The organism is Terriglobales bacterium (assembly GCA_035567895.1).
In the GTDB taxonomy this organism is placed as follows: domain Bacteria; phylum Acidobacteriota; class Terriglobia; order Terriglobales; family Acidobacteriaceae; genus Gp1-AA112.
The window spans coordinates 22829-43761 of sequence record DATMPC010000045.1; the positions used below are offsets into that span (position 1 = coordinate 22829).

The 20933-nt window shown below is 55.5% G+C and carries 18 protein-coding genes; 7 read left to right on the forward strand and 11 right to left on the reverse strand.

Features of this window, described 5'->3' with window-relative positions:
• The first annotated feature begins 41 nt into the window (after positions 1-41).
• A complete protein-coding gene (gene fabD / locus VNX88_09535) occupies positions 42-998 on the forward strand; it encodes an ACP S-malonyltransferase (protein ID HWY68895.1) in 957 nt (318 codons plus the stop codon).
• Positions 999-1155: 157 nt separating this feature from the next.
• Here the strand turns inward: fabD and VNX88_09540 are convergent, their stop codons facing one another.
• Both VNX88_09540 and VNX88_09545 read right to left on the reverse strand, forming a co-directional pair.
• Entirely contained in the window at positions 1156-1620 is a 465-nt protein-coding gene (locus VNX88_09540) for a hypothetical protein (GenBank protein ID HWY68896.1), read from the reverse strand.
• Between the two features lie 226 nt (positions 1621-1846).
• Positions 1847-4564 (reverse strand): AsmA family protein, encoded by a 2718-nt coding sequence (locus tag VNX88_09545; GenBank protein HWY68897.1) that lies wholly within the window; start codon positions 4562-4564, stop codon positions 1847-1849.
• A gap of 413 nt (positions 4565-4977) precedes the next feature.
• Between VNX88_09545 and VNX88_09550 the strand changes: the two genes are divergently transcribed.
• The 3 genes from VNX88_09550 to VNX88_09560 all read left to right on the forward strand — a co-directional run bounded on the left by VNX88_09550 (position 4978) and on the right by VNX88_09560 (position 7442).
• The gene (locus VNX88_09550; protein ID HWY68898.1) at positions 4978-5910 is read left to right on the forward strand and encodes a hypothetical protein; all 933 of its coding nucleotides are present in this window, start codon (positions 4978-4980) and stop codon (positions 5908-5910) included.
• Positions 5911-6019: 109 nt separating this feature from the next.
• Positions 6020-6505 carry a hypothetical protein gene (locus VNX88_09555; protein ID HWY68899.1) on the forward strand — a complete coding sequence of 162 codons (486 nt, stop codon included), beginning with the start codon at positions 6020-6022 and terminating at the stop codon, positions 6503-6505.
• 226 nt (positions 6506-6731) lie between these two features.
• Positions 6732-7442, forward strand: coding sequence for a tetratricopeptide repeat protein (locus VNX88_09560; protein ID HWY68900.1), 711 nt, complete (start codon positions 6732-6734; stop codon positions 7440-7442).
• A 72-nt stretch (positions 7443-7514) separates the two neighbouring features.
• On the opposite strand, the gene VNX88_09565 is transcribed toward VNX88_09560, so the two are convergent.
• The 3 genes from VNX88_09565 to VNX88_09575 all read right to left on the reverse strand — a co-directional run bounded on the left by VNX88_09565 (position 7515) and on the right by VNX88_09575 (position 10383).
• Positions 7515-8513, reverse strand: coding sequence for an aldo/keto reductase (locus VNX88_09565; GenBank protein HWY68901.1), 999 nt, complete (start codon positions 8511-8513; stop codon positions 7515-7517).
• Between the two features lie 330 nt (positions 8514-8843).
• Positions 8844-9557: an energy transducer TonB gene (locus tag VNX88_09570; GenBank protein HWY68902.1), complete on the reverse strand. Its 714-nt coding sequence runs from the start codon at positions 9555-9557 to the stop codon at positions 8844-8846.
• Positions 9558-9681: 124 nt separating this feature from the next.
• Positions 9682-10383 (reverse strand): OmpH family outer membrane protein, encoded by a 702-nt coding sequence (locus tag VNX88_09575; GenBank protein HWY68903.1) that lies wholly within the window; start codon positions 10381-10383, stop codon positions 9682-9684.
• 555 nt (positions 10384-10938) lie between these two features.
• On the opposite strand from VNX88_09575, the gene VNX88_09580 reads away from it, so the two are divergent.
• The 3 genes from VNX88_09580 (at position 10939) to VNX88_09590 (ending at position 13143) form a co-directional block, all read left to right on the forward strand.
• A complete protein-coding gene (locus VNX88_09580) occupies positions 10939-11139 on the forward strand; it encodes a cold-shock protein (GenBank protein HWY68904.1) in 201 nt (66 codons plus the stop codon).
• 260 nt (positions 11140-11399) lie between these two features.
• Positions 11400-11630 (forward strand): 50S ribosomal protein L31, encoded by a 231-nt coding sequence (rpmE, locus tag VNX88_09585; GenBank protein ID HWY68905.1) that lies wholly within the window; start codon positions 11400-11402, stop codon positions 11628-11630.
• 184 nt (positions 11631-11814) lie between these two features.
• Positions 11815-13143, forward strand: coding sequence for a tRNA-dihydrouridine synthase (locus VNX88_09590; protein HWY68906.1), 1329 nt, complete (start codon positions 11815-11817; stop codon positions 13141-13143).
• 276 nt (positions 13144-13419) lie between these two features.
• Here the strand turns inward: VNX88_09590 and VNX88_09595 are convergent, their stop codons facing one another.
• From VNX88_09595 to VNX88_09620, 6 genes are all read right to left on the reverse strand, one after another.
• Complete coding sequence (locus tag VNX88_09595; GenBank protein ID HWY68907.1) at positions 13420-13848, reverse strand: hypothetical protein; 429 nt, start codon at positions 13846-13848, stop codon at positions 13420-13422.
• 75 nt (positions 13849-13923) lie between these two features.
• Positions 13924-14343, reverse strand: a complete 420-nt coding sequence (locus VNX88_09600) for a biopolymer transporter ExbD (GenBank protein ID HWY68908.1) — start codon at positions 14341-14343, stop codon at positions 13924-13926.
• Positions 14344-14845: 502 nt separating this feature from the next.
• Positions 14846-16996, reverse strand: coding sequence for a winged helix-turn-helix domain-containing protein (locus tag VNX88_09605; GenBank protein ID HWY68909.1), 2151 nt, complete (start codon positions 16994-16996; stop codon positions 14846-14848).
• Positions 16997-17342: 346 nt separating this feature from the next.
• Positions 17343-18794 carry a PAS domain S-box protein gene (locus VNX88_09610; GenBank protein HWY68910.1) on the reverse strand — a complete coding sequence of 484 codons (1452 nt, stop codon included), beginning with the start codon at positions 18792-18794 and terminating at the stop codon, positions 17343-17345.
• 547 nt (positions 18795-19341) lie between these two features.
• Complete coding sequence (locus VNX88_09615; protein HWY68911.1) at positions 19342-20028, reverse strand: response regulator; 687 nt, start codon at positions 20026-20028, stop codon at positions 19342-19344.
• A gap of 220 nt (positions 20029-20248) precedes the next feature.
• Entirely contained in the window at positions 20249-20905 is a 657-nt protein-coding gene (locus VNX88_09620; GenBank protein HWY68912.1) for a Crp/Fnr family transcriptional regulator, read from the reverse strand.
• Positions 20906-20933: the final 28 nt, after the last annotated feature.

A 20933-nucleotide genomic window follows, 5' to 3' on the forward strand; every position in this document is an offset into this window, starting at 1 on the left:
TGTGACACAGCGATAATTCTGGTTAGAGTCAATCTCTGATCATGAGAACATCTCCCCTCGCTTTTCTATTTCCTGGACAAGGATCACAGTCGGTCGGTATGGGCAAAGAACTCGCCGAGAAGTACTCGGTTGCGCGGGAAACGTTTGCTGAAGCCGATTCGGCCCTTGGATACTCACTCTCTCAACTTTGCTTTGAAGGTCCGGAAGACAAGCTCAAGCTGACCGAGATCACACAGCCTGCAATCCTGACTGTTTCGGTGGCCGCTCAGCGGGTTCTGGCGGGAAAAGGGATCCAGCCACAATATGTTGCAGGACACAGTCTGGGTGAGTACTCCGCACACGTCGCAGTGGGCACTTTGAGCTTTGCCGACGCAGTGCGCACGGTGGCCAAGCGAGGCAAATACATGCAGGAAGCCGTGCCCGTGGGTGTAGGAGCTATGGCGGCGATTCTCGCGCTTGCTCTTGAGCCGCTTGAGGCGGCCTGTCGCCAGGCTGCGCAAGAGACCGGTGGCACAGTGTCACCAGCAAACATCAACTCACCCGACCAGATTGTGATCTCAGGCAGCAAGGACGCCGTCGAACGCGCGGCAGCACTGGCCAAAGAAAAAGGCGCCAAGCGCGCAGTGATGCTGCCAGTGAGCGCTCCATTCCATTGCTCGCTCATGCAGCCCGCGCAGGACCGGCTGGCTCTCGATCTGCGCGCACTGCGGTTTTCAGCGCCACGAGTACCCGTGGTCACGAACGTAGATGCAAGACCAATTCAGGATTCCGAACAGGCGCGGGATGCTTTGATTCGGCAAGTGACCGGAGCCGTGCAGTGGGTGCGCTCGATTCAAGCGCTCATCGGTGCCGGAATTCAGAGTTTCATTGAGGTTGGTCCGGGCAAGGTGCTCACTGGACTGTTACGACAGATCGATCGCTCTAAAACGGGACTGAATGTGGAGAATGAGGAATCGCTGCAGAAGGCGTTAGCTGCTTTTTCAGCGCGACCTACGTAGACGTACGCTAAATCGCTACTCTACAAATCTCCATAACACTGTCATCCCTCGCTTCCGCAGCCACATCGCTTCTGGCCCGAAGGCTTCAACCGCGGAGCGGGGGATGACAGTGTTTGGTGGTTTTTGCTGTTTGAACTACGGGTTGATTGGCTGAGTGCTACGGCTCAATCTGAATATTCAACGTTGGCGGCAGGAACGTGATGCTGCGATCTTTCTTTTCCACCCACAGAGCCAACGGTGCTTTGCGGTCATTGATCATCGAGATCACCACCACGCCGCTTGAGTTCTTTGGAGTGAGTGAGGTACGGATCGAGTGCGACCGAATCTCTCCGTATTCGCCAGTCGGGCCCCAATCCAGTTCGAAGGTACCGAAGTTGTATCCGGCATACTTCTGAGGGTGCTGTTTCCAATCTGGATCGGCATTCCAGATCGAGTATGCCTTCTCGTAGTCCTTGTGTTCGATTGCGGTTAGGAACTTGTTGACGGCGTGCTCTTCGCGCCAGTTCCACCAGTGATAAACAAGAAATCCCAGGAAGACGAGTAGAACCAAGCCAGCGATCGCATACATGCGACGCCGCTTCTCAACATCCGGATCGTATTCCTTCGCCTCGAAAAGGGTCATGCTGAAATAGACACCTGCACAAAAAGATACGACTCGCACGCATGACCTGCAAATTAAAGATGCATGGGATCCGTTGACTCAAATTGGACTTCGGAAAGCCGACGGCGCTCAGCATTCAGCCATTCGTTTCCTGGCGGGGATGCAAAAGGTACGGATCCCAGGCGTGAACCGAGCATTTGTGTCCACAAGAGCGAATTGGCTGAATGCCGAGTGCTGCTCTGGATGCCTATTTCTTTTTCTTCTTTCCAAACAGTCCAACGATGTCATTCACTGGGTTGGGCTGCTGTTGTTGTTGCTGCTGCTGGGCATTGCCCTGCTGTCCTTGGGCAGGCTGCTGTTGTGATTGCTGCTGCTGTTGCTGTCCGCCCAGCGCGCCGAGGATTCCTTGAATTCCGCCGCCCTGCTGTTGTTGTCCGCCTTTACCTCCGAGCAGTCCCGCCAGGCCGCTCGTGAGCGCCCCAGGATTCGTCGAGGTCGGCAGCAGATTGTTCAGCTTCATCTGAGCTAGCTTTTGCACGTCCGGGGCAATAATGGGTCTGTTGACGTTTCCAGTAACAATCACCGGGATCACCAACTCGCCGTTCCTATTGGCCAAAGCTGTGTTCAAGTATCCGCCGATTCCGGTGCCTCCAACCCTCTGGCTCAGATCCTTGTTGAGGACCGCGTTCAAACGCATGTTAAGCGCTTCCGTCACCAGATCTACGGCTCCCTCGGCGCCGATCGTTCCGCCATCGATCACCGCTTGGAGGTTGTTGGTGTTGGCTACTCCGTTCTTAATGTTGACCAGGCCTCCCAGCTTCACGATGTTGGTGAAGCCTTGCGACGGTTGCGATTGCGAGAACTTGGCAATGGAACTCAACTCATGCAGGAGATCGGTTCCCTGATATTTCCCATTGCCGGTGTTGAAGTTGATGTCGCCATTCAGCGTGCGCATCAAGTTCCCTGCTGGATCGCCCGAGAACGTGAGATTCGACTTGAGATTGCTCAGCACGAGTTGATCGAACAGGATCGTACCCACACTCAAGGTTCCAGTCCCACCAAGACGTGAAATAGAACCGCCGCTCGGACGCGACTGCGCATACGCCGATGGCACGAGCGAGAAACTATCGAGGGAGGACCGCTTGGTGTTCCCGCCGGTAATCTGCTGTAGTTCCGTGATGTTGAGTTTGTCAGCGTTAAGAGCGAACTGAATCTGTGGAGCAGAGAAATTGCGGACCGTAGCCGTTCCAGTGGCGGTCGTGCTACCGAGCGAAGCCTGCATATTCTCGAGTACGGCAGAGTTTTGCGCGAAGCGCAGGTTCGCCGTTTTCACGAGCAGCGGTTTCGTCAACGTTGGCATGTTGATGGTCGCGTTCTGCAATGATCCGGTTCCGCTGTACACGAGACGATCAGTCTGCTTGATCGGGCCCTGTACATGCGCATCGAGCGAAAGCGTTCCGGTTCCGCTCATACCCTCGACTGCTGAGACACCATAAGCTTTGGCGATATTGATGAGTTCGCCGAGATTCGCCCCGGAGGTACGGATGGCGGCATCGATAACTCCATTTGGCGTGGTGTAGTGAGAGAGTGCAAAGTTGCCGTTGAGCGATGTTCCGCCGCTCTGTGCGGTGAAGCTGTTGGATTTCACCACGTCCGGCGTGAGTTCGAGATTAATGGCGGGAACCTTTACCGGCTGCGGGATATCCTTGCCGCTAATCACCAGATTCTGGGCGTTGAGATTGCCGTTCAACGCCGGCTGGTCCGTGGCGCCCTGTGCGTGAATGTCGGCGTTGAGATTGCCGGCAACTTGTGTTCCCGGATTGAAAGCCACGCCGAAGGCTCCCGCGAGTCTCGCTAACTCGCTGATCGAAGCATTGCTCGCTTTTACCTGCACATTGAGCTGCGCTGGCGTGGGCCGCGTGTTCACAGTTCCGCTCATACTGATCGGAGTTGGTCCAAGATTGAGGTTCAATTTGGAAATGTTGATTACGTCGGTGTTCAGATTGTCGGCGATGTTATAGTCCGCCTTTATTGGGTACCCAATGTCGACGCCGCGAATGCGAACATTGTTGAGTTGCAGATTGCCGGTGGAGTTCATGTTGCCGTTGTTGTTGCGCACGCTCGCCTCGCCACTGGCGACTGCTTCGTACTGGCTCAATTGCGGCGAATTCAGGAACTTCTGCACGCCTGCCAAGGAGACCTGGTTCAGTTTCAGGCGTCCATCGACCGGCGTCGCCAGCGAATTCTGGTCGTTCATTGGGCCCGCCGTTCCATCGAACTTGACGTACTGATCGCCTTGTCCAGGCAGATGCGCGGCCAGCGCTATATCAAACGGCTTGCCCGGAGCGTAGTTGGAAAGCGCGAGGTCAATGTGATCGTATACCGCACGACTCTGGTGCTTCTGCTCATCTGTGATCGCAACTTGTCCGTTTGTGATCTTCAGCTCAGACAGCGAGAACGCCTGGCCGGAACTCGGCTGGCTGGGTTTAGATTGGTTCGGCGCTGGCTGTGTCGGGCTGGGCTTACTTGATGCTGGTTGATTCGCGCTCGGCTGGCTTGGTGCATTGTTCGAGCTTGGCTGTTGCAGACTCGCGAAATTCCACACTCCCTGCGGATTGCGCACGAGTTCAATTTTGGGATCCACCAGCTCGACCGAGTTCACCTGGACCTCATGGCGTAACAGAGGCAGAAGCTTGGCGCTCACAGCCAACTGTTGCGTGGAGGCAAAAGGATGTCCCGTATTGAACCTTGGATCCTCACCGATTTCCGCGTTCGAGACGCGAATTGAAAATGGAATCAGTTTCAGGCTCATGTCTCCCAGCTTCACCTGCCGGTGGAGCTTCTGCTGGAGTTCAGCCTGGATTTTGTCGTGATACTGATTCACGTTGACCAGCGAAGGTAACGCAAACATCACGATGACAACGAGCAAGACGATGGCAATTAGAACGCCGATTAGCTTACGCATAAGAATCCTCTTTTCTAAGAACCCCGTGCGGAACTCCTCAATCGGGTGGGAAGAACAACGAGACCTGCTGCACGGTAACTCTAAACGAAGGCCTAGGTAATTGGAACTATTAGAGAGCGAGACGGTTGCATGACAAATACAAGGCGAAAAACAACCCGGGGGCAGTCGATTCGGCGACAAATTCATCCAAAGAGCCCGAAAACGGGCGAACACGAAGGCCACGAAGGAGAATGCAAGGTCACAAAGAGTTTCTCCGTGACCTTCTTTTTCTCCTTCCGTGGCCTTCGTGTTCGCCCCTCCTCGCTGTTTTCGATTGCGAGCGTGTGGGAACGCCAACGTACATGTACGACTGCGCATCGTTGTTACGCGCGTAACACATTTCTTTACGAATGATTTGTGATTGGCGGGTCCTGATGCCTACACTCCGACGAGCTATGAAGAAGCCCGCCATTCAAGCGCTATTGCTCGTCGGCCTTATGGCCTTGCCTGCCGCCGCCCAGCAAAGGGTATTCGACTGGGTGCGCGACAACGATGAATCGGTGCGGCTGACGCCGGGGCTTCGACAAAAGACGCATTTGTACAATCCCGGCCAGGGCGGCAATATTAAGCTCGAAGTAACGGCGCAGAAGCCTGTTACGGTCGCGATAGTTCAGCGTCGCGATTGGGACGACGCCACGCAGGATCCGCAGGCGATCTATCGTCCGGCGGTAACGGATCACCTGCAATACCGCTGCGTGCAGGAGCACGTGCTGAGCACTATCTATAGCTGCTACCTTCCGGCTTCGGATGATTCCGTAGCGCTGATCCTTCGCGACGAACGCGCATTCGATCACGCCGTTCTCGCTGGCGTTGGAAACGCGCTAGGTGTTCCGCACGTTGCCGACGCTTTCGGCAGCGCGAACGAGGTTCGACTCCAGTATTACCGCTGGAGCTGCGTGGAAAACTGTTACCCCCCGCAATTCCGCGGCGTCCGGCTGGCAAAAGAAAAATACCAGTTAACCACTGTGCTCAAGGCCTTCAGTCTGCCGTTGCCCGAGCACGATGGTGAACAGGTAGACGTAAAGCTCAAGTCGTCCGTGCCCATGCTGGTAGCGGTGGTTCCATCGGACATAGCGCAACAGCTCTACAGCAAGCCCGAAATGCTGCAGTCTGCGGTTGCCGGAGGAATTTGCCAGCAGCGCGCCGCCCAATCTGTCAACTTCGGATGCGAACTGAATCCAAACGGCGCGGCACAATCGCTGATCCTGATTCCCGAACCAAACGTTAATGTTCCAGCAAAATCCAAGGCTCAGATCGAATTGACTTCCGTGAAGTGCGTGGCCAATTGCCAGGGCTTTGCGAACTAAGCCCTGGCATCCTGGTACGTCTCTTATCCCGCGATCCGGTCGTTCCCTTTCCGCGAATTGTCCCATTCTGAGATAGTGATCGAGTACCATCTTTGACATCAGAGGAAAAATGATTCGTCCTGTGACCCTCGTGTGCAGCATCCTCATGACATTCAGCCTTGTGCTGCTTTCACAGCCTTGCACAGCCCAAGCGTCGAAGAAAGCCAGTCCGGCAACTGCCAAGGAATTGGTTGGCATATGGGTTGGTTTTGATGATGACGACCTTACGTTCACCGGCCTTGACCTTCGGGCCGACTCGACGGGCTACTGTGCTCGTACATCTCCAGTTGACACAATTCTCCACGACTACGGCGTGCAAGTGTACCGAATCAAAAAATGGAGCATCAGCGGCTGGGATCTCACGATCGATGTAGCGCCCGTTACGGCAAATGCAGAAAGCGTGTATCTGAAAGGCCGCGCCAGAGGGATTGCCTCCTTGAAACTAGAAATAGGCGGGGTGAAGGACAAATGGAAAATGGGCATGCTCCTCTCCCCAGAATCTCGGGTAGAAGCTTCTAATCAGGAGACGAAGCACGCGATCGACGAGGCAAAGTAAAGCTAGGAGGTTATTTCGTGTGTGGCTGGCTCAGCCAGCCGAGAATCGCTCAGTTTTGGAGCAAGTCGGCGATGTAGGTCCTCCCACGGGTGTCCGCCTTTCCTGCATCGAGCTGTTCGATCTCGGCGATGAAATTGACGCTCTTTCCGCAGGATTGCTAAACTAACTTCTTGGCCATCAAAGGTTTTCCCTCCTTGGCCGACAATCCAGCAATGAAGGACCGTTCGTGCAGAGTTACACCCGTCATCAACTAAAGGAAGACAAATTTCAGGAAGTAACCCGTGGAGCCCTCGCACAGGCACAGGCGCATCGGCAGCAACTCACATTGCTTGGCATAGTCGTGCTCGTGTTGGTGCTTGCCGGCGGAGCCTATGGCTATTGGCGCAGCCATCAGGACGAGCAGGCCAGTGCAGAGTTGGGTAAGGCTCTGACAACCTATGCCACTCCTATCCGCGCGGCCGGAGCATTGCCGGATCCAAATTTCCCCACCTACGGCAGTACGGCTGAGCGCGACACAGAGGCAGCCAAGCAGTTCCAGGCGGTTGCAGATAAGTTCCCTCGTACCGATTCAGGAAAGAATGCCCTTTATATGGCGGCAGCGGCGGCGCTCGACGGCGGTCAATATGCCGAGGCTGAAAGCAAGTTCAAGAAGGTCGCAGAGACCGGCAACAAAGATTTGGCGGCGTTAGCCAAACTGGGACTAGCTTCGGTGTACGAGGCTACGAATCGGGATCAGGACGCGATCAACATTTACAACGAGCTAATCAAGAAGCCTACCCAATCGGTTTCCGCGCAACGCGCCCAGTTTGCGCTGGCCGACCTGTACGAACACAAGGACCCGGCACAAGCCAAGAGAATCTACGATCAGCTTGCCTTGGATAAATCGCCGACTGTTGCTCAGTTAGCAAAGCAGCGGCAGAGCGCGGTAAAGCAATAAGGCAGCTCAAAGGCAGCAATAAGCGATTAGCAATTAGCGAACCAGGTTTAGTTAATTGCTAATCGCTGACTTTCATTGCTGCTTTTGAAACAAACTCTCCCACTCTTCTGCCTTCGCCAGCGGCTTTGCTGCGATCTTCAGATTCGCTTCCACGTGTTCCTTGCGACGCATTCCCACCAGTGCGCTTGTCACGGCAGGCGCTGAGCGCGCGAATTGAATCGCGGCTTCTGGATCGGTGTCACAATCCATACGTTCGCGAACGACCTCCGGCAGCCGTGATGCAAGTTTCCCCTGTAGCAGGGAGGCACTGGCGAACACGGCCATGCCCAGTTCGCGGGCGGTAGTCAGCAACGAAACCTGCCTCGCTCCAATGTTCTGATTGTCTTTCGTGAAGGCCTCCGGCAGTCCCAGATTGAAAGGCAATTGGATCGCGCGGAAATGGTGTCCATCGCCGCCAACTTCGCGCGCAATGGCCACAATCTGCGCCAAGTCGAGATAGTCTTTCGCACTACGATCCTGGCGGTAGCCGTTCCACGTTGCGGTACCGTAGACACGAATCTTGTTCGCGACCACCTCCCCTTCCAGTGATACAAATGCGCGGCGCAGGCGGTCATGAAACGTGTCGCGCGATACTTCCCCTAGCTGCTGCTCCGGATTGTGAATGTAGAACACATCGATGGTTTCGAGTCCCAGATTCTGCCGCGAACGCTCGAGTTGATTCTTCAGATAGGACGGCGCCATGCAGTGCATTCCCCCAACGAGCTCCTCACGTGGAACGATGCCAGTTTCGATGTATTCCTGGATGAAATAGCGTCGAGGGTCCGCAGGCACAGTGCCGTCGTAGGTCAGATAGCCCGCCTTCGTGCAAATCAGTAACTCGTCGCGTTGCGCGTGCATCTGCTTGATGGCCGCGCCGATGCTGCGTTCAGACCTCTGAAAACGATAGTTGATTGCGGAATCGATGACGTTCACGCCGTTCGCAATCGCCGCCAATACGGCCTCGGTGTAGCGGTGATCGGTAGCGGAGTCGACTTCACCGAGATATGTACCTATGCCCACGGAGGACAGCAAGAGATGACTCAGGTGAGGCACGTGTTCCGGCTGACGGAAGTGTCCGGCGGCGGAGAGTTTCGGAAATCGTGCGGAGAATCGAGCAGTGCCCGAGTGAGAGGCGTGGCCTACAACCATCGTGGCAGTTTAACAAGAGATCGGGTGATCGGAAGAATCGGGTGATCGGGCCATCGGGTGATCGGGTGAAGTAACTGCCTGAATCCAAGAACGCAGCATGCTGCGTTGGCACAAAATTCGTCACACCACTGTGGCACAGTCGCCCTCGGCTGTGGCTCCTCCGAAAGCGAACACAGGCGGGAGCGCCTGTGCCACAAGGTTGCTCTTCGGAATTTATCGATTCAACACAAAGTTCACCGTGATCGTGGACTGCACGACTATCGGTTCCTGATTCAGCAAGAACGGACGATACTGCCATTGTTCCACGGCAACCATCGCTGGCCTCACGAGCAGCGGTGGACCACTAACAGCTTGCACATGCTCTACTCGACCGTCTTTGCCAACCGTCGCGAGCAACACCACCGCCCCTTCGACTCGCAGCTGCTTTGCAATGATCGGATACTCGGGAATTACTTTGTGGATGAGCCCGCCTAACTGCATTTCGGAGACGCGGGGCGGCTTGGTCGGATGTGGCTGCGTCACCGTAATCATCGACGGACCGCTGCTGATGATATTCGTGATCGGAATCGCGTTGGCACAGTTAGACTCGCAAGGTGGACCAGTAGAGATCCACCCGCTCGGCGGTCCTACTTGCTCGTCATTATGTGTCGTTGTTGGATGACTCGTGAACGTGAGCCGAACCGTCTCAGTCGGAGAAGCAATGCTTGGACTACTGGTCGTTGTTCGTTCCATAGTGGGCGGCTGCTGCACGCTCGTCATCTGGATACTTGGTGGTAGCGGAACGAATTGCAGACGTTCCAGGTGAAACAACGGAATGGCAAGAGCGACGGCCAGGGCCAGGCTCTGTAAAAGCACAGAAGCGAATTTGCTCCAGGCGGCGCGGTGAGCTGGGTGGGGGGCCGATTCCAACAAACTATCAGCAAACATGACTTCTCCCTCCCATATGGGATAAGGAGACTGACACCGCGGGAAAGACTCTCGGTGCCTGATCAACGCAAAAATAAAAGCCGCTCGTGGGAGCGGCTTTCCGGGAAACCTGGAACTAAAATTCCTATTTTGGTGTCGTGCCGGTCGAAGCCGGCTTAGGCGCAGCGGGGAGCGGAGTCGTGCGGTGCGGAACCGGGTTACTGGCAGGCGGCGTTGATGTCGCTGCCTTCGGCGCAGGAGCCGCAACGCCGGAGACAGTGTTATAGGCGTCGATGACTGGCTTGGTGATATCCACTGACGGCGCCGCCCACAGCACCGGGCTCTGCTGCGACGAGACGTCGATCACAACTGCATAGCCGTTCTGTTTGGCGTAGTTATCGAGCGACTGCATAAGCTTGCCGCCGATACGCTGCGCGATCTCATTCGATTGCGTCTGGTATTCATTCTGCGCGTCTTCGAGGTTGCGCTGCAGAATCTTCTGCTTGGATTCAATGGCTTGCACACGCTTGCTGCGCTCATCGTCGTTCAGCTTGTCGGTCTGCGCAGCGAGCTGTTTCTTCAGGTTGTCGACTTCGTCGCTCAGGCTCTTGAGCTCGATCTGCTTGGGCTCGAACTTCTTCTGCAGAGCATCCAGATCACGCTGGCCTTCGTTGGTGTTAGCAATTGCGGCCTGGATGTTGACGATCGCTACCTTATTAGGGCCGGCAATCACGGAATTCGTGCTGGTGGAAGGGGCTGCGTTGGTTGCGGCTGCCGCGGTTTGCGCCACAGCTCCGGCTGAAAGCAGGGCCGCGACCGAGAGGGTTGAAACAATCTTGCGTGTCATATTGTTGCGCTTAAAAACTCCTTGATTCCGTTCGGGATCGGCCCCGGGTGTCACCTATTGATGCCGTGGACGGGCGAATACTGCCGTATTCCTAGCATTCCGGCTGACGCTCGCCGGCCCCTTGCGAGGTTTTCCTGGCGGGGTACGGATTCTCGCATTATAGGAGTACCGCGCGCAGAAAAGCAACGAAGTGCAAGTAATCAATCGTTAATGACCACCGTCGAAATCTCTTGTGTTTGCAGTGGGATAATCCGGCTCAGGTGAACGCTTCCACAGGGTTACGGAGCGCACCTGAGGCGGGTCATTTTGCGCATGGGGAAACGCCTTAGAAAACTAAGGAGAAACACTCAACGGCAATCAAGTCGGAGCTGTGAACCGGCAGAGGCACGTTACCAGAGGCCATCCAGAGGGCAAAAAGCCTCTTCTCTGGTATAATCCAAGCGCGTTAGATGCACTTGGTTGTGAGCGGTCCGCGCCTCAAAGCTGGTCCTGCCTGCAGTATCTTCCGATTGACATCTCAGCGTAATTCACAAGATTAAAGGATTAGAGCAACGTATGGAACAAGGCACAGTAAAGTGGTTCAACGACGCGAAGGGGTACGGATTCATCAGCCGCCAAAACGGTGAAGATGTCTTCGTGCACTTTTCGGCAATTCAGGCCAACGGTTTCCGCAGCCTGAAAGAAGGTCAGCCGGTGCAGTTTACCGTCGTAAAGGGACCCAAAGGTTGGCAGGCAGAGAGCGTCCAACCGCTCTAATCCTGAAATACCGAACGACCAAAGGCGGCCGAAAGGCCGCCTTTTAGTTTTTGGAAGCGCCAGCGATAAGCGATTAGCGATAACCAATTAGCTGAATTAGGGCCATTTAAGAGGCACTTCGAAGCTACCTTTGTGCTCTTTGTGACCTCCGTGCTCACTTCCCGGTTTGCCGAATCTGCCAAAATTCCCTTACACTAGAAGTTCCCGGTAAACTCGCGGAGAGGCTCCGTGTGCCCCGGTGATCCAAAGGAAGGCTTTAAGTGAAGGAAAAGATTCATCCCGCATACAACGAAATCCGCGTAATGTGCGCTTGCGGGAACTCATTTACCACCCGATCCACGCATAAGGGCGATATCCACCTGGAAATCTGCTCGAATTGCCACCCGTTTTTCACCGGCAAACAGAAGCTGGTCGACACCGCTGGACGCGTCGAACGGTTCCGCCGCAAGTACGCAAAAGCCGGCGAAGCGGCCAAAACGGGCACCAAATAGGGCTCGGAAATCGCGGTTTTGCGCCATCAGCCCTCGCTTCGGCGAGGGCTTTTTGGTGCTTAAATGCTGTGCTAAGCACGATCAGCCGCGCCAAACGACGCGCGATCGGAACAGTCGGCGACAGTCGGCGGGGCCTTCGGTGGCACCTGCGGGGCTTGTTATGCAGCCTTACAATCATTAATAAATGCGCAAAGGTTGGGACAATCCGCACTCGCACACCATGCCTGAGGACGTTTGTGTCCCTTCCGAGGTGCAGATTGGCAACGTTCGCGTCGCGCCAGCCACGGTTCTAGCGCCAATGGCGGGCGTTACCGACACGGTCTTCCGCCGCTTTATCCGCAATGCCAGCGTGTTTTCACGGCCTAAGAGCCCACAAAATCCGCCTTCGGCGCAGCAATCAAAGGCTTTGCAGGCAAACTTTGAGGCTCCATTGCGCAGTTTTGAGGCACAACAGCACAATTTTGGGGCGCCCCAGCACCATTCGGGAGCACAAATTGAGGCTCTGGAACTCAATTTTGAGGCACCAGAGCGCCAGTCCGGAGCAAGAATCGAGGCTCCAGAACGCGATTTTGAGGCGCAAGTCGCCGCAGAAATCTCCAACTTCCAATCCGGCTGCGGACTCATCATGACCGAGTTCACCTCCGCCGACGGACTAGCGCGCTGCCGCGAATCCCGCCGCAAGCGCTACCTGACCTTCTATGAGGACGAGCATCCAATCTCCGCCCAGCTCTTCGGCTCCGACCCAAACGTCGTCGCTGACGCCGCCCGCGTGGTCGAAGACCTCGGCTTCGATCTGGTCGATCTCAACCTCGGATGCCCCGCCAAGCGCGTCGTGAAGTGCAACGGCGGATCAGGACTGCTGCGCGATCTTCCGCATATTCAACGTATCTTCGAAGCTGTCCGCGCCGCCGTGAAGATTCCCTTCACGGTCAAGTTCCGCATGGGATGGTCCGACGCCGAGATCGTCTGCGTCGAACTAGCCAAGCTAGCCGAAAACTGCGGACTCAACGGAGTCGCCCTGCACGCCCGCACCCGCGAGCAAGGCTACAGCGGCAACGCCCGCTGGGAGTACATCGGCGCAGTCAAGAACGCGGTGAGTATTCCCGTAATGGGCAATGGCGATATCCGCAGCCCCGAAGACGCCGCCACCATGATCGCCCAAACCGGATGCGATGCAGTAATGATCGGCCGCACCGCGCCCTCGAACCCCTGGATCTTCCGCCAGATCGCCGAGTACACCGCCTCAAAGCAGGCCACCGGAGTAGGCACTTACACGCAGCCGACCGAAGAAGATCGCTATCAAATGATTCACACGTACTTCGCCATGCTGATCGAAGAAGAGCTACCCGAGGCGGTCGGCAAGATGAAGCAGTTCGCCTCGTGGTTCACGCACGGAGTAACCAACGGCAGTCATCTGCGCAAAGCCGTGTATGAGGCGAAGTCAGCGAACGAAGTGCTCTCCCGCGTGGACGAATTTTTCGAGAAGCATCTCGCGGCCGAGGCGGTTTCTTAACCACTGAGACACCCAGTCACGGAGAAAGCAAAGACATGTCGCCATCGTCAATACTCCCCCGGCCGTGTTTTGCTCGCGAACTGCTCTGCTGCCTTGGATCAGAACTCCTTACGTGCGACGAGCAATCAGAAAACTGACAAGAATGGAAGCACGAACAAACACACGACCGAGGCTGGGGTCCCCAGCAGACGCCGGTGTTGCGGCTGTTGGGGTGGAGGTAGCCGGTGGGTGAAGGGAGGGCCTGAACTGCGTAATTTTCCTAAAATCGCTCAGTTATCAGGCTTCCCCTTTTGGTCCATCGAGCGCGAGGGGGGCCCTGGATAGCTCGTTTGCGGGCTCAATCTGGGGATCTCCATCATCCTCAAAATCCAGTCTCAGCTGATCTGGATTATGGGCTGAGTGCTCTTGATCGACCCAATAGGCAAACGCACACAGCAACACGAAGCCGACAAGCAATGGAAAGCATGTGTAACTCACGTTTTCCAGGGTAATAACGCGCTGGTATCGATAGCTAGGGTAGAGGACTGATTCGGAGTGACCGTTAAATAATGCGGCCAACCCTGGCAGGATGATCAGGGTAGTCGCCACGAAGGCAAAGCGAACGATTAACTCGGCTGCAGTAACGGCAATAATGAGGATTTTTGCATCGCCCCGCACGATACATCGACGGAGAGCTTCGACATATGGAGATATTATTCTGCCCAATTTAAGCCTCGATAGGCAGGCAAGGATACCATCTCTCCGACAGGCTTTCGGGCTGTCCCGTTTTTGCCCGCCGAACTACTGCAATGGCGGATCCTGAGCCGTCGCTGCCCGGTTCTCCTGTGTGAAACGGATTACGCCACTTTCGTCCGTGAAGAAGCTTCGCGGAGTTGCGGTCATGTCCGGTTCCTCCGCGTCTTGCTGGGCTGTCAGCAGCGTCACTCCTTCGACGCCTGCTGTGTGCAGGAAATCTAGAACTCTTACCACGCTCGCGTAAGGAGTGCGCGCGTCTGCCTTGATGTAGACGGTCTTCTCTGCCCGGTTGGACAGGGCCGTCTTCAACTTCGCCGGCAGTTCAGTCGTACTGATCGGATTTACTCCGAGGTGCACGCTGCCGTCATGCCTGACCGTCACGACGAGCGCATCCTCTTTATCCGCTTTCAGGACCGATACTGCATTACTCGTGACCGGCAACTGTACGCTGATCCCCTTTTGCATCGGCGTAGCCGGGTCGCCGCAGGCTTCGTTTGGCGGACAGCTTGGTGCCTCCGAAGGGACTGGAAATGCACGTTGTTGCCCCGCGGCCGGCTCGGAGCTCGGCCAATCTGTATTGATCGAATTTCCCGGCCACAGCGGATGTATGTATGCGCTTAAGACAATTTGCAGGACAGACAGGATGCTTCCTATGTCGGGAACACGCTGATTCGGGCGACGAGTGCTACAGTTCTGTCTGTCCTGTTTCTTGGAAACGAAATCTCGAAATCGAGACGTCATGACCCCGCCCTTGAAAACCGCAAGGATGCGGCACCCGACTTCCTTGAAGTTCCAAAGTGAAACAGACAAGAACAGGCTGGGTCACCCGCCTGGTTTCTTAACCGCAGAAGCGCGGAGAATGCCCAAGCTGAGTGGCGGATGCTGCTACTGAAAGCCGTTTGGTGGCGGCGCCGTAAGTTTCGTATTGGGAAGCGCAAATTAGACAGTCTGAGCCGGCGAGGGACAATCAGAAATTCTCTAGCTGCCACACATTTTTCGTGCCGCCTGCCTGTGCAATTGCCAGCATCTGTCCATCGGGCGATGGAATCGCGCCCCAGATTTCGGGATTGCTGGAACGGAGCAGAACAGTCGCTCTGCCATCCAGGGTGATCCTCAACAATGCGCTGTCGCGATCAAACTTGTGCCAACCGACCAGCAGGCTCTTTCCGTCTGGGAACCAATCGGCCCCCATCAATCCGCTCCATCCTTTTATCGTCAAGTCACGCGCTTCGCCTGTGGTTGTGGAACGGAATCGGATTGTTTCTGTGTTGGGGCCAAACAGAACGATGGCTCGTTGCGAACCGTCTGGAGACAAGCTCCAATTACAGTCGGGATCGATTTGAGGTGGGTCTTCAGTTCTCCCGCTCCTCGCATCGAAGCGAAACGTTGCCGAGGCTTGTCCCTTCATCACGCTGTACAAACAGATCGTCGACGGAGACTGCGCACACTGCAGGTTCCAGATTCCCAGGTCTTTCAGTACCAGGCGCGGCGTTCCTCCGGTTATGGGAATCGCAAAAATCGACGACGGAGCTTCAGGATTAGCCGGCTTAGGAGTGGAGAGATACAGGATCTCGGTACCGTCGGGCGACAATCTGGCTTCGACGAGATGCCCTGAACCGGCAGCCAGGCTTTCCGGTAGAGACCGATTGATCGCCTGTTTGAAGAGCTCTCGCATTCCGTTTCGGTCCGAACTAAACAAGACTGCCTTGCCATCCGGTGTCCACGACCAAGGAAGGTTCTCGCTCTGGTGGAGAGTCAGGCGCCTGGTCTCAAGCAGGTGCGTACCATCTGCCGACAGCTTGCCGATGTAAACGCTCGGCTGCTGATCGCCTCTCAGGAAGATCACGGCTTTGCCATCGGCACTCGCAGTAACTTGAGAAATCCAGCCGTGTGCCCCAGCGACCCGCTTTGGGCTTGAGGCAAGTCGCCTGGATTGCTTCAGCGAGACCACCCATAAGTCTGAGCCTTGTTGACGGTCAATGGATCCGCGCGCGTAGAGCAAGCGGCCATCTTTCAACCAATGCAGCGCAGGACTTAAAGCCGATTCGGAAAACAGGGTCTCGGCCCTTGCCTTTTGCCATTCATTGATCTCGACGGAACTGGTGCGTGCGTTGAACGCCCACTTGGTCCTGATGTAGGCGATGCGCTCACCGTCTGGGGACCACGTTGGCGCTCCCACGTCGGAGCCATCGCCGTTATCGCCCGCAACCTTGACCAGCTCGGTTCCGTCGGAACGCATCACCCACACTTCTCGACCATACATACCCCAGTACGCGAGGTCGCCACGGCGGAATGCAATGTGGGCCCCGTCTGGCGAGACGGACCCTCCGGTAGCGTCGTCGACGAGAAGGCGAGGAGCGCCTTCGAAAACCGAGAGACTCCAGAGGCCGGCTTTCCCATTTTGGTTCTCGCGAGAGACGAGCAAATGCGTTCCGTCAGCAAACCAGTCATGTACGCGTGCCGAAAAGCTGGGTGGTAATGGCACAGGATGGACCTCGCCGGTGCGAATCACTTTCAGGAAAACGCCTGTGTTATCGCTGTAAGCGAGATACTTACCATCGGGAGAGATGGCTGCACTGTTTACGCTGTTTTCCGACGAGTTTGCGGTCAGTTGGCGTTCGATGAGTTCGGCGGGCCGCGCAAGAAATGGCGATAGCATCCAGATAAGAACAGCAATCGCGATCAACGAGACGAACGCGATGGCGGTCCGCGGCCGCAGGAAGAATGATTTGTCTCGATGTGGGACGACAGCGATTGCGATTTCGCTTGTGGCGACGCAACTGTTGACCGGCGCAATAAACCGGTAGCCGCGCCGCGACAGCGTTTCCACAAAACGGGGGTTCTCGGCGGAATCCTGTAGCGCGTCCCGCAACCTCTTTGTGGCAGCGTTGATACTGTGGTCGAAGTCCACAAAAGTATCCGCCGGCCAGAGCCTCTCCCGCAGTTCCTCCCGAGTGACGATCTTTCCGGGGCGTTCCAACAACATGGCCAAAATCTGAAAAGGCTGCTCCTGCAGCCTCACCTTCGAGCCGTTGCGGCGCAGCTCCCCCGCACGGAGATCCACCTCGAACACACCGAAGCGGACCACCGCAAGTTCGTGACTCGCTGACGTTGCCATGTCTCCTCAGATGGGAAAGGCAGTGTAGCACTCATTCATCTCGTCCCAGCCGTTGGATCCTTGGCCAGTTCTCAATTCGGGTCCGTGACTTTCTGCCCCGTAGGTGTCGACAAGATGAAGCAGTTTGCGTCCTGGTTCACCCACGGGGTAACCAACGGCAGCCACCTACGCAAAGCCGCGTATGAGACGAAATCAGCGAACGAAGTGCTCTCCGCCTGAACGAATTTTTCGAGAAGCACTGCTTCGCGTTCACTGCCCAGTTAACGGCACCAGGCATCCGTGAGCAATCTTCCTTATAAGTTGTTAGCGTTTTTGCTGCCCTCTGAATGTTGGATCTCGTGATGAATCAAGCCATTACGAACCTCGACAACTTTGCGGTACGGATGGTGATAGAGCTTTGCCCTTTGTAGGCAACGAAGCCCAGTTTCCGGAAGCGATTCATAAAAAAGTTGATTCGGGATCGGGTTGCGCCAACCATTTCCGCCAAAATCTCCTGACTGATCTTGGGGATCACTGCCTCGGGTTTGCCTCCGTTGCCGAAAGTACCTAGTAACAGAAGGGTTCGGGCCAGCCGTTTTTCAGTGGAACTGAGAAGGTGATCCATTATGACTTCTTGGTATCCCGTGATGCGGGCCAGTAAGTAGTCGAGAAAGAATCCCGCAAAAGTCTTTTCATTTTGGATCGCACGCAACATCTCGTTTCGCTCAATCTTGAGTATTGTGCAATCTGTAAGCGTCCTGGCTGACGCAGTGCTCCGGGGCCGATCTGCCGCTATGCATTCCTTGCCTGCAAAATTCCCCGGGCCGAGCAGGGCAATTGTGCTTTCTTTGCCCTGAGAGTCTACGGTGAGCTTCACCGCGCCCGCCTGGATATAGAAGACAGCATTAATCCGTTTGCCTTGCTCAAAGAGCACCTGTTTTTCCGGGGCATACACAATCGTCCTGCCCGGGCCGGCTTTGGAGAGATAAGTCTTGAGGTGAAAGAGCGGTTTTTTCTTCTGAGCCTTGCGCAACTCCTCTGTCTGCCTCCGCTCGCTGGCGTCCATGAGGCAGCCATAGATCTCGGCCAGCTCGCCGCGTTCGTCGAAGGTTCCGGCGGCGCCCTCCACCGCGTGGACCAAGGTTCCGTCCTGGCGCCGGAGTTCAGCCTCGTTGTATTCGAGCCGCCCCTTCTCCCTGAGGAGCTCCAGGAATGCCTCTCGCGACGCGTGGTCGGGATAGAGCGAGACCAGATCAACTTTCATCGCCTCTTCCACCGAGGCAAAACCGAGCATGCGCGCGAAGGCTGAATTGCATGTGGTCAACTTTCCATCGGGGCTTGCGACGTAGCTGCCCGCCGGATTCGCCTCAAAAAAGCGCCGGGTTTTCTCGTCGCTTCGGCGCCGCGCATCCTCCGCTTGCTTGCGCTTGGTGATGTCACGAATGTTGCATTGGATAACCCTCGTGCCATTCGATCCATAGACATTGCTGACAAATTCCACGGCAACGGAGCGGCCGTCTTTGGTTTCAAGCGGGAGAGACTCATAGCGGATATATTCTTTTTCTTGCAACTCCAGAAAAGCCAGCTTGCTTTCCTTCGTGTCTTTGAACGGCCCAATCTCCCAAAGCGGCATCCCAACAAACTCGTCATAAGAGTAGCCCAGCAAATTAATCAGGAATGGGTTAACGTCTGTTATCCGTCCTGTCTGCGCATCGAGAATCAGGATGCCATCTTGGGCGGCTTCGAACAGTCGACGATATCTCAGCTCCGAAGCTCGTAACCCCTCTTCGGAGTGCTTGAGTTCCGTCTCTTCCTGCATGGCTTACCTCGTCATAGCCTTTCAGGCCCGAGCCCTCTCAACCATTCCCCTAAATGCTGCAGACACGACGCCAGGCCTCATCTTGTCCTGCCGAGAGATACCGGTCTAGCGATTTGGAAACAGCCAGAGCGAAAACCCCTGGTGGGCTAATAACTGCTGGTTTTAGCGAGATTCAGAACACTGGGTGTAGTAGTAGGCGATGCAACTCTTGTCTCGTCTCCCAGGCCAGTATCAAGCTTCAGGCGTCTTAACACTGGTCAAATCTGAACACTGGTTAAAAGGGATCAAACAAAGGAAAGTCGGAGTTTCCCCGGTGCGAGAGCAATCCTGGCTACGATGGGAGAGGCGTCGGAGAAGACGCCTGGATGGTATTGGAGACCACTCGGCTTTCCAAAACGAATTTCACACATGGGCATTCGGGGAGCTAGCATCGGCTACCGCAGCGGTGCTGAGAGCATTCCTGCCCACGACGCGTAGACTATCCTGCCGCCTTTTCCACCAGTATCCCCGTCTTTAATTCTTAGGGGAAGCTACTGAAAGCGAAAAGTCAATGATGTAGCGCACTGCCCTCCCCACGACGCGTAGACGATCCTGCCGCCTTTTCCACCAGTATCTCCGTCTTTTTCTTAGGGGAAGCTACTGAAAGCGAAAAATCAATGATGTATCGCACTCCAGTGAGGCAGAAGATGCAGGGCGTTTCCATCACGGTCCCGTTAACCTCTGACGACACGTTTAGCGGAAATGAGCGCAAACACTCGGTGCACGTCAGCACGATATACGGTATGCCTCTGGCGTCCTTGCCGTTTTGAGGAACCCACACGGGAGCGGACTCCCTGCTATGCGCGATGGCCCGCGCAGCCGAAGTTCGAAGTAAGCCGGCAACCAGTTGCGGCAGTGTGTGCGGACTGTTGGTGCCTTTAGCGTAGAAAGCATCGGCGATCACTCCTCCGGGCACTGCATCCCCAGCCTGATACGCGCCACTCATGGCGACAACCAACACTTGGGGAAAGCGACGGCGAACCACGGAGAGAAACTCGAATCCCGACATTTGCGGCAGGTTCAGATCGGAAACGATGAGTGCAGGAACCCTACTTTTCATTTCTAAAAGCGCATCGAAACCGTCTTCCGCGGTAGAAACTTCGTATCCTTTATCCGCCAGCAGCATCGCGACGGTCGTGCGAATACTCGGGTCGTCATCGACGACCAGGATGCGGCGTTTTGAAGCGTCAGACATAAGTCAATCCTCACTACACAAGCGCGCGACAGTGGCAACAAAAAGAGAGTCTCATATTGTGTAGTCTTGGAAATCTGTCAAATATGACATTCAGGAATGTCATTTTGTGTAGTCTTGGCGATCTGTCAAATATGACATTCAGGAATGTTCATATTTTGTAGTCTTGCAATCTGTCAACTTTGACATTCAGGAATGTTCATCTTGCAAGCGCTCTTGACCTCTAGTCATGAAGAACAACATTCAAGAGGGAACTGTGAATTCGCAGAGAGCCGTTGTACTCAATGAATCCCAGCTTGCGGAAGCGGTTCATAAAGAAGCTGACTCGGGACCGGGTGGCGCCAATCATCTCCGCTAACATTTCCTGGCTGATCTTTGGGATCACTGCCTCCGGCTTGCCTTCCTTGCCGAAGTTGGCCAGCAGGAGAAGCGCCCGGGCTAACCGTTTTTCGCTGGAATTGAAGAGCTGGTCGATCAGGTCTTCCTGGATCCTGGTGTTCCGGGCAAGCAGGTAAGCGACAAAGACGTCAGAAAAGACGTGCTCCTCGTGAATCACGCGCATCATCTCTTTCCGTTCGATCCGCAGCACGGCACAGTTGGTCATCGCCGTGGCGGATGCCATACGCAGCGATTGAACGCCTGCAATGCAGTCCTCGCCAATGAAGTCTCCGGGACCAAACAGTGAGATGGTTGCTTCTTTGCCTTCTCGCGAAACTACCGAGAGCTTGGCCCTGCCCGTCTGTATGTAAAAGACCGCGTCTCCTGCATCGCCCTGGGAAAAGATCCTCTTTTTTCTCGCGATTTCAACGATCGTCCGGCCCATCCCGGAATGGGAAAGAAAGACCTCGGGGCGAAATCGTTTTAGCCCAGCTGATTGCATATTTGGTTCTCTTTTCTTCGAATGCCCT